Annotated in this window: 5 protein-coding genes; 3 read left to right on the forward strand and 2 right to left on the reverse strand. The window is 72.9% G+C overall.

From position 1 onward, the window contains the following. Positions 1-38: 38 nt before the first annotated feature. The 3 genes from glmS (at position 39) to KKR01S_RS09695 (ending at position 4,063) form a co-directional block, all read left to right on the forward strand. Positions 39-1,913 (forward strand): glutamine--fructose-6-phosphate transaminase (isomerizing), encoded by a 1,875-nt coding sequence (gene glmS / locus KKR01S_RS09685; protein WP_061225893.1) that lies wholly within the window; start codon positions 39-41, stop codon positions 1,911-1,913. Between the two features lie 129 nt (positions 1,914-2,042). After that, entirely contained in the window at positions 2,043-2,447 is a 405-nt protein-coding gene (locus tag KKR01S_RS09690) for a holo-ACP synthase (protein WP_061225894.1), read from the forward strand. Beyond that, positions 2,438-4,063, forward strand: a complete 1,626-nt coding sequence (locus KKR01S_RS09695) for an NAD(P)H-hydrate epimerase (RefSeq protein WP_061225895.1) — start codon at positions 2,438-2,440, stop codon at positions 4,061-4,063. Before KKR01S_RS09690 ends, KKR01S_RS09695 begins: the two co-directional genes overlap by 10 nt. On the opposite strand, the gene KKR01S_RS09700 is transcribed toward KKR01S_RS09695, so the two are convergent. Then, positions 4,057-5,493 carry a sugar transferase gene (locus KKR01S_RS09700; RefSeq protein ID WP_061225896.1) on the reverse strand — a complete coding sequence of 479 codons (1,437 nt, stop codon included), beginning with the start codon at positions 5,491-5,493 and terminating at the stop codon, positions 4,057-4,059. The genes KKR01S_RS09695 and KKR01S_RS09700 overlap by 7 nt on opposite strands. Positions 5,494-5,730: 237 nt before the next feature. Then, a complete protein-coding gene (locus tag KKR01S_RS09705; RefSeq protein WP_099049766.1) occupies positions 5,731-6,471 on the reverse strand; it encodes a phosphatase in 741 nt (246 codons plus the stop codon). Positions 6,472-6,661: the final 190 nt, after the last annotated feature.

The raw sequence follows: 6,661 nt of genomic DNA on the forward strand, positions 1-6,661 counted from the left end.
AACTCCCAGGATGACACCGGTGGGATAAACTGGCCCGCATGTGTGGAATCGTTGGATATGTGGGCACCCCTGCGGCAGCCGATCGTGAGTACACCGCCCTCGACGTGATCCTCGAGGGCCTGCGCCGCCTGGAGTACCGCGGCTACGACTCCGCCGGCGTCGCCGTCATCGCGGACGGCCGGATCGAGGCCCGGAAGAAGGCCGGGAAGGTCTCCCAGCTCGACGCGGAGCTGGAGGCCCATCCTCTGCCGGATGCGGTCAACGGCATCGGGCACACCCGGTGGGCCACCCACGGCGGCCCCACCGATGTCAACGCCCACCCGCACGTGGTCGCGGACGGGCGCCTGGCCGTGGTGCACAACGGCATCATCGAGAACTTCTCCGAGCTGCGCACCGAACTGACCGGAAAGGGCTACGAGTTCGTCTCCGAGACGGACACCGAGGTCGCCGCGACCCTGCTGGCCGAGATCTACGCCCACGAGGCCGAGGAGGACCTCACCCGGGCGATGCAGCTGACCTGCCAGCGCCTGGAGGGCGCCTTCACCCTGCTGGCCATCCACGCCGACCACGAGGACCGCATCGTCGCCGCCCGGCGCAACTCCCCGCTGGTCATCGGTCTGGGGGAGGGGGAGAACTTCCTCGGCTCGGACGTCTCCGGGTTCATCGACTACACCAAGCAGGCGGTGGAGATGGACAACGACCAGATCGTCACCATCACCCCCGACTCCTACGAGATCACCGACTTCCACGGCAAGCCCGCCGAGGGCAAGCCCTTCGAGGTCAAGTGGGACGCCGCCGCCGCCGAGAAGGACGGCTACGACTCCTTCATGGACAAGGAGATCCACGACCAGCCCGCCGCCGTGCGCGACACCCTGCTGGGCCGCCTGGACGAGAAGGGCCGCCTGACCCTGGACGAGCTGCGCATCGACGAAGCCGTGCTGCGCAGCGTGGACAAGATCGTCGTCATCGCCTGCGGCACCGCCGCCTACGCCGGACAGGTCGCCCGCTACGCCATCGAGCACTGGTGCCGCATCCCCACCGAGGTGGAGCTGGCCCACGAGTTCCGCTACCGGGACCCCATCGTCAACGAGAAGACCCTCGTGGTGGCCCTGTCCCAGTCCGGGGAGACCATGGACACCATCATGGCCGTGCGCCACGCCCGGGAGCAGGGCGCCAAGGTCATCGCGATCTGCAACACCAACGGCTCCTCCATCCCGCGCGAATCCGACGCCTCCCTGTACACCCACGCCGGACCGGAGATCGCGGTGGCCTCCACCAAGGCCTTCCTCGCCCAGATCACCGCGGCCTACCTCCTCGGTCTCTACCTCGCCCAGCTGCGCGGGAACATGTACGCCGACGAGATCAAGGACGTGCTCGAGGAGCTGCAGGCCATGCCGGAGAAGGTCCAGGCCGTCATCGACGCCGAGGAGCAGGTCAAGAAGCTCGGCACCGACATGGTCGACGCCGGCTCCGTGCTGTTCCTGGGCCGCCACGTCGGCTTCCCCGTGGCCCTGGAGGGTGCGCTGAAGCTCAAGGAGATCGCCTACATCCACGCGGAGGGCTTCGCCGCCGGGGAGCTCAAGCACGGGCCGATCGCCCTGGTCGAGGAGGGTCAACCGGTCTTCGTCATCGTGCCCTCCCCGCGCGGCCGGGACTCCCTGCACGCCAAGGTGGTCTCCAACATCCAGGAGATCCGCGCCCGCGGCGCCATCACCATCGTCATCGCCGAAGCGGGCGACGACGCCGTGGAGCAGTTCGCCAACCACGTGATCCGCATCCCCCAGGCCCCGACCCTCATGCAGCCGCTGCTGGCCACCGTGCCCCTGCAGATCTTCGCCTGCGCGATGGCCGCGGCCAAGGGCTACGACGTGGACCAGCCGCGCAACCTCGCCAAGTCCGTGACCGTGGAGTAGTCCGACCCGCACGAGCCGACACCCCCGACGGCGCCCGCCGCGCGAGACCCGTGCGGCGGGCGCCGTCGCATCCGCAGCACCACCCCGGGCGGGACCCGGGACGGCACCGACCCCGCAAGGAGGGCACCGATGATCATGGGCACCGGCGTGGACGTGGTGGACATCGAGCGCTTCGGCCGCATCATCGAGCGCACCCCCCGCCTGCTGGACCGGCTGTTCACCCCCGAGGAACATGACCTGCCCGCCCACACCCTGGCCGGGCGCTTCGCGGTGCGCGAGGCCGTCGCCAAGACCCTGCACGCCCCGCCCGGGATGATCTGGAAGCACTGCTGGGTGCGCAAGAACGCCGACGGCGCACCGCGCCTGGTGGTCACCGGCACCGTGCAGGAGACCGCCCAGCGGCTGGGCATCAACCGCTGGCACCTGTCCATCACCCACGACGCCGGGGTCGCGGTCGCCACCGTGATCGCCGAGCACCTGAGCCCCGACGAGCTGGAGCTGGCCCGCCGCTGGGAGGAGTCCACATGGTCCTGAACGCCTACACCGCCGAGCAGATCACCGCCACCGAGAAGCCCCACCTGGCCGCCGGGGCGCCCCTGATGGCCCGTGCCGCCCACGCCCTGGCCGTCGAGGCCGCCCGGATGCTGCGGCACCGGCCCTCCGGGGCCTACGGCGCCGACGTCGTGGTGCTGGCCGGTTCCGGGAACAACGGCGGGGACGCCCTGCACGCCGGTGCCCTGCTGCGCGCCCGCGGCGCCCGCGTCACCGCGGTGCTCACCGGCTCCGAGGCCCACGAGGAGGGCCTGGCCGCCCTGCGCGGTGCCGGCGGCTTCGTCCTGGGGCTGGGGGAGGCCGGCGCGCAGGAGAGCGCCCGGGCCGCCGTCGGCGCGGACCTGATCATCGACGGGATGCTCGGCACCGGCGGTCGCGGCGGGCTGCGCGAGGCCCCGGCCGAGCTCGTCCGGCGGATCCGGGAGAGCACCCGGGACCGGAGCACCGGGCATCGGACCCGCCCCCTGGTGCTGGCCTGCGACGTGCCCTCCGGGCTGGATGCCACCACCGGCGCCGTCGCCGGGCCGGTGCTGGCCGCGGACGCCACCGTGACCTTCATCGGCATCAAGACCGGCCTGCTGGCCACCCCCAAGCCCTCCCTGGTGGGCCGGATCCGCTGCGCTGACCTCGGCATCGGCGCGGACCTGCCCGCGCCCGCGCTGCGCGAGGCCGAGGATGAGGACTTCACCCGGTACTGGTCCGTGCCGGTGGAGGGGGATCAGAAGTACTCCCGCGGGGTGCTGGGCACCGTGGCGGGCTCGGACCAGTACCCCGGGGCCGGCCTGATGTGCGTGCACGCGGCGGTGCGGGCCGGGGCCGGGATGGTCCGCTTCGTCGGCGGGGACGCCCTGGCCTCGGCGCTCGCGGTGAGCACCCCCGAGGCCGTGCGCAGCGAGCACGCCGGGGCCCACCGGGTGCAGGCCTGGGCCGTGGGCTCCGGTGCCACCGACCGGGCCCAGCAGGCCCAGGTCGAGCAGGCCCTGGACGCCGGGGTGCCGGTGCTGGCCGATGCCGCCGCGATCGAGATGCTGGCCCACCGCGCCGCCGACGGCGACCCGGCCCCCGCGCACGTGCTGCTCACCCCGCACGCCGGGGAGCTGGCCCAGGCCCTCGAATGGGTGGCCCGGCTCGCCCCGGAACGCGGGGAGCGCCTGGTGCGCGCCGCCCGGGAGGCCGGGCTGCCCGAGGATGAGGAGGTGCAGACTTCCCCGAGCCGCACCCAGATCGAGGCGGCGCCCTTCGTGTGGGTGCGCGCGGCCCGGGAGGCGCTCGGCGGGACCCTGCTGCTCAAGGGCACCACGACGCTGGTCGCGGCCCCGGACGGCACCGTGTGGGCCCACCGCGGCAACAGTGCGTGGCTGTCCACCGCGGGCTCCGGGGACACCCTCTCCGGGATCCTCGGCGCGGGGCTGGCCGCGCACCGGGCGCGGGTCGAGGCGGGCCGGGCCGAGGGAGCCGACGGCGAGTGGGCCGGCGTCGCGGCGGCCGGGCTGCTGGTGCAGCGCGGGATCTCCACCGCCGCCCCCGGGCCCGTGCCGCCGACGGTGGCCGCCGAGCGGATCCCGGAGGTGCTGGGCCGGCTGGCCGATGGTCAGTAGGCGCCGTCCTTGGCGACCACTGCGCGCACGGTCTTCAGCAGAATCAGCAGATCCGAGAGCACGGACCAGTTCTCCACGTAGTACAGGTCCAGGCGGGTGGATTCCTCCCAGGACAGGTCCGAGCGCCCGGAGACCTGCCACAGCCCGGTGATGCCGGGCTTGACGAGCAGCCGCCGGTGCACGTCCTGCTCGTAGTGCTCCACCTCCTCGCGCAGCGGCGGGCGCGGACCCACCAGGGACATGTCCCCGCGCAGCACGTTGAACAGCTGCGGCAGCTCGTCCAGGGAGTACCGGCGCATGAACCGACCCACCCGGGTGATCCGCGGGTCGTCGGCCATCTTGAACAGCACGCCGTTTCCCTCGTTGCGCTCCATCAGCTGGGCCTTGAGCTGTTCCGCGTTCGGGACCATGGAGCGGAACTTCAGCATCCGGAAGGGCTCGCCCTGATAGCCGACCCGCTCCTGGCGGAACAGCACCGGCCCGCCGGGGGAGTCCGCCTTGACCAGCAGGGCCAGCACCAGCAGCAGCGGCGAGAGCAGCAGCAGGCCGACGGCGGAGGCCACGACGTCGATGAGGCGCTTGACGGCGGCTGCGGGCCCGCGCATGCGCGGGGTGCCCACGTGGATCAGCGGCAGCCCGTTCAGGGGCTGGGTGTGGAAGCGGGGCCCGGCGATGTCGGTCAGGGCCGGGGCCATCATCAGGCCCACGTGCTCATCGGCCAGCAGCCAGCCCAGGCGGCGCATCCGCCGGGGCTTGATCCGGTGACCGGTGGACACGGCCACGACGTCGATCGCCAGCTCCTGCACCGCGGCCATGATCTGCTCCGGGTCCGGGGCGTAGCCCAGGATGGGCAGCTCGGGGTGCTCCTCCAGCACGCTGCCCGGCGCGGACCCGGCCAGGTACGCCGCGACCGGCCTGTATCCGTAGGCCGAGGCCCCGTGCAGCACGTTGGCCAGGTGCGCCGAGGACGGGGCGTCGCCGATGATGAGCACCCGGATCAGGGCGCGTCCGCTGCTGCGTCGGCGCACCAGCCACACGCGGAAGGCCCACCGGGCCAGCATCAGCAGGACCAGTCCCACCGGCAGCGCGATGAGCACGTATCCGCGGGCCAGCGGCACCGCGAAGGCGTAGGAGACGATCGCGATCGCGGCGAACAGCCACAGCGATGAGCGCACCACCGCGATGTACTCGGCGTTGCCGGCCCCCAGGATCCGGGAGTTCCTCGCGCCCCCGAGCCACAGGGCACCCCACCAGGCCAGCACCAGGCAGGCCGAGAGCAGCGTGTAGGAGACCGAGGACTCCCCGGTGGTGGTGGGCAGGTGGGCGCCGTCGTCCGTGAAGCGCACTGCCTGGGCCACGACCACCGCCAGGATGATGCACAGGGCGTCGGTGACCCCCAGGACTCGGACGGCCTTGGTCGGCCAGGTCATACGATGGACGTCGCCGTCGGTCAGCGGCGGCCGGTGCGCGCGTGGTGCCACGGTCTTCGGAACCTCTTCCCCCAAGAAGCCGGATGCGATCGATCGGGACGGAACGCGGGCGGTCCCCGACCGCCCCGTATCGCGCGGCCCGCGGGGTCCCCGCGGGGTCGCGCTGATTCCGTCCCCCGCCCCTCTGTATAGGGAGCCGCTGGGGCCCGCCCGCCCGGGACCCGGGTGATGCGGGCGTCAGTCCCGTGCGGTCAGGTAGCGGATCACCGGCTCGTACAGGTGCGGCAGGACGTTGTCATCCATCGGCACCGCCACCAGCAGCTGACCCTGGGCCTCGGAGACGAACAGGCCCGGGTCGTTGCAGTCGGCGATGCCCAGGGTCGCCAGCCCCGCCTGGGCGGCGGTCCCGGCCCAGCCGTGATCGGCGATCACCAGGTCCGGCAGACCGGAGGGGCTGCGGCGCAGCTGCTCCAGGACCAGGCCCATCGGCTGCGGCAGGTGGGTGTGGGCCAGGGAGCCGTACTGCTGGAACATCACCACGCCCTCGATCTGGCGCAGGTCCCCGCCGTCGAAGGCGATGCCCTCCTCGATGCGCACCACCTCGGCCCCGCGGTACTCGGCCCACGCGGCCAGCTCCCGGTAGATCGGGTAGAGCCCGGCCGGGTGCCCGGTGGCGAACAGCAGGCGCGCGCCGCGGTCCACGGCCTCGTGCAGCAGGCGCCGGTAGGTGCGCAGGGCGGTGACGCACTGCCGGGCGCCGATCGTGTCCTGGCCTTCTCGATGCCGCGGGTCCGGGTCGATCCCGACCTTCTCCACCATCAGCGCGAACACCTCCTCCCAGGTCCACGGGTGGTCCTGGACCACGCCGAAGCCCAGGTGCTCGACGCCGTCCAGGAAGCCCTGGATGTGGGCGAGGTTGTCCTCCCGCGGGGTGGCCACCCGGCCGGTGATGCGGGCGCGGTCCAGGTGCTCGCGCAGCGCGGCCTCGGCGTCGGGGCTCGTCGGGGTCGAGGCGGCGGGGGTGGGGGTGTTCACGGGGTCCTCTCGGCTCGGGGATCGGGTCAGGGGCCCGGTTCGGGGTGTCGGGTCGGGGTGTCGGGTCGGCGGATGAGGCCGGGGGATCGGATCGGAACGGATCAGCTCGGATTGGGGGGGGGGCGGGGCGGGG

The organism is Rothia kristinae NBRC 15354 (genome assembly GCF_001570865.1).
In the GTDB taxonomy this organism is placed as follows: domain Bacteria; phylum Actinomycetota; class Actinomycetes; order Actinomycetales; family Micrococcaceae; genus Rothia; species Rothia kristinae.

What these genes read in the sequence shown, in the direction of transcription:
- KKR01S_RS09700 (WP_061225896.1), bottom strand. Translation starts at nt 5,493, where the DNA reads ATGACCTGGCCGACCAAGGCCGTCCGAGTCCTGGGGGTCACCGACGCC.
- KKR01S_RS09690 (WP_061225894.1), top strand. Translation starts at nt 2,043, where the DNA reads ATGATCATGGGCACCGGCGTGGACGTGGTGGACATCGAGCGCTTCGGC.
- glmS (WP_061225893.1), top strand. Translation starts at nt 39, where the DNA reads ATGTGTGGAATCGTTGGATATGTGGGCACCCCTGCGGCAGCCGATCGT.
- KKR01S_RS09695 (WP_061225895.1), top strand. Translation starts at nt 2,438, where the DNA reads ATGGTCCTGAACGCCTACACCGCCGAGCAGATCACCGCCACCGAGAAG.